Origin of the sequence: Micromonospora craterilacus (assembly GCF_003236315.1) — a bacterium.
In the GTDB taxonomy this organism is placed as follows: domain Bacteria; phylum Actinomycetota; class Actinomycetes; order Mycobacteriales; family Micromonosporaceae; genus Micromonospora; species Micromonospora craterilacus.
Map to the genome: position 1 here is coordinate 1 of NZ_POTY01000409.1, position 2,838 is coordinate 2,838.

General features: G+C 77.2%; 1 protein-coding gene. It reads right to left on the reverse strand.

Annotated features, from left to right (window positions below; genetic code table 11):
* On the reverse strand, nucleotides 1-2,719 hold a 2,719-nt coding region (locus C1I95_RS33130), incomplete at its 3' end, for an ATP-dependent helicase (RefSeq protein WP_438941362.1).
* Nucleotides 2,720-2,838 lie beyond the last annotated feature (119 nt).

A 2,838-nucleotide genomic window follows, 5' to 3' on the forward strand; every position in this document is an offset into this window, starting at 1 on the left:
CCGGCAGCGTGCGTGGCCGGGCGGGTTCGGGGTCGGGCTCGCTCGCCCGGTCAGCCGCGTTCTCTGCGCCGGACCCACCGCGCGGGGTGTCGTCCGCCGGCCCGTCGTCCGGCATCGGCCGTTCCGCCGGCCCAGGCTGCGGGTCCGGCGGGTCCGGCGGTCCACCGGACCCGTCGTCCGGACCCGGCGCGTCGCCGGTCGGGTCGGTGGGGCCGAGTTCGTAGAGGAAGCGGCTGGGCTGTTCCTCGTGGTCGTCGCCGCCGACGGCCGCGGAAGCGACCGCGCTGACCAGCAGTCGCCGCCGGGCCCGGGTCACCGCGACGTGGAACAGCCGACGCTCCTCGTCCAGCAGGGCGGAGGTCTGCCCGACCAGGGTGGCCACCCCGCCGGCACCGTCCGCCCGGCCGGCGAGCACGTCGACCAGGCGTTCCGAACCGAGCAGGCTGCCGCGCAGCCGCAGGTCCGGCCAGACGCCCTCCTGCACCCCGGCCACCGCGACCAGGTCCCATTCCAGGCCCTTGGCGGCGTGCGCGGTGAGCAGCCGGACGGCGTCTCCCCGGTCGGCGGTCGGAGCGAGGGTGTCGGCGGGCAGTTCCTGGCCGAGCACATGGTCGAGGAAAACCTCGGTACGCGCGCCCGGTAGCCGGTCGGTGAACCGGGCGGCAGCGTCGAAGAGGACCAGCACCGCGTCCAGGTCGCGGTCGGCCGCCTCGGCCCGACGGCGCCGAGCCAGATCGCCCTCGCCGGCCACCGCCGGGCCACGGGTCAACGCGGCGGACCACAACTCGGCCAGGCCGCTGGCCCGCCAGACGGCCCAGAGGACGTCCTCCACAGTGGCGCCGGCCCGATCGGCCGCTTCCCGGGCCACGGCCAGCAGTCCGGCCACCGTCTGCGCCGGCTCGGCCCAGCGCCGTTCGACACCGGCCAGCTCGGCCGGATCGCGCAGCGCCTCCACGATCAGCTCGCCGGACGGCCGGCGGTCGCCGCCGGCCAGGGCGAGGGCCCGTAGGCCCTGCCGCAGCCGCCGCTCGGCCAGCGGGTCGGCGCCGCCGAGTGGCGAGTGCAGCAGCGCGACCGCCGCCTCCTCGTCGAGCCGCGCCGGCTCCAGTGCACAGCGCAGCAGGAGCAACAGCGGCGCTACCGCCGGTTGCAGGTGCAGCGGCAGGTCCTCGCCGTGCACCACGGTCGGCACACCCGCCGCGTGCAGCGCCCGGCGCAGCCCGGGCAACTGCCGGCCGGTGGAGCGGACCAGCACCGCCATCCGCGCCCAGGGCATCCCGCCGAGCAGGTGCGCCTCGCGCAGGGCGTGCGCCAGCCAGGCCGCCTCGCTGGTGGCCGAGCGGAACGTGCGTACCTCCACCGCGCCCGCCGGCGCACCGGACAGCGGACGCAACCGGCGGTGCGCCGCCGGGCCGCGCAGCCGCCGGGCCAGCCGGGCGGAAGCCGCCAGCAGCCGTTCGCCGGACCGGTAGCTGGTGGTCAGCAGCACCTGCGCGGCGGGCGCTCCGGAGGCGGTGCGGAACCGGTGCGGGAAACCCGCCACGCCGCTGGGGTCGGCGCCCCGGAAGGCGTACGTGGACGAATCAGGGTCGGCGAAGGCGACCAGCGATAGCCCGCCACCGGCGACCGTCTCCAGCAGGTCGAGCTGGGCGGGATCGGTGTCGGCGAGTTCGTCGACGTAGACGTACACCAGCCGGCGCCGCTCGGCCGCCAGCAGCTCCGGGTCGTCGCGGAGCATCCCGGTGGCCGCCCGGACCAGCTCCGCCGGGTCGTACGCGACCGAGCCCCGGTTGGCGACGTCCCGCAGGGCCAGCACGGCGACGTACTCCCGGAGGAACCGGGCGGCGGCCGGCCAGTCGGCGCGACCCAGCCGCTCACCGAGCCGGGCCAGCTCGACCGGGCCGACCCCGCGCTCGGCCGCGCGCATCAGCAGGTCGCGCAGCTGGGCGGCGAACGCCCGGGTACGCAACGCCGGGCGCAGCTCCTCCGGCCAGCCGACCGGGTCGTCGCCGGGTTCCTCGCCGACCACGTCCAGCAGCTCGCGGATGATCAGATCCTGCTCGGGCCCGGTGAGCAGCCGAGGTGACGGCTCGCCCCGCTCGGCGGCGGCGCGCCGCAGCAACCCGAAGGCGTACGCCGGGAAGGTGCGCACCAGTGGCTCGCGCAGCACCCGCTGCCCGGCCGCGGCGATCCGCGCCTCGATCCGGTGCCGCAGGTCGGCGGCGCCCCGACGGCTGAAGGTGAGCACCAGAATCCGTTCCGGGTCGACCCCCTCGGCGACCCGGGTGGCGACCGCCTCGACGAGTGTGCGGGTCTTCCCGGTGCCCGGTCCACCCAGGACGAGCATCGGCCCGTCGGTGTGCGCGACGACCTCGACCTGCCCGGGATCGTCCCGGCGGACATCCGCCAGCGTGCCGCCGCCCTGACCCGAGGCGCCCTGGCCCGAGGCCGCCTGACCCGGGGCTGCCTGGCCCGGGGCGCCCTTGCCCGAGGCGCCCTGACCCGAGGCGCCCTGACCCGAGGCGCCCTGACCCGAGCCGGCCTGACCCGAGCCGGCCTGACCCGAAGCGCCCTGGCCCGAGGCGCCCTGGCCCGGGGCGGCTGGGCCCGAGGCGGCCTGGCTCGGGGCGGCTTCCGGGTGGGCGGCGGGGTGCCCGGTTAGCGGTCCACTCCCCTCGGTCGGCCCGGCGGGCCGACGCACCAACCGGTACGCCTGCATCCCGCCATCCCATCACGCCCCTGCGACACTCGCCGACGCGCCACTCCCTCCCGGCATGATCGTGCTCGATCCAGGATCGAGTGGCATCAGCGTGCGAGGGAGGCCACTCGATCCTGGAT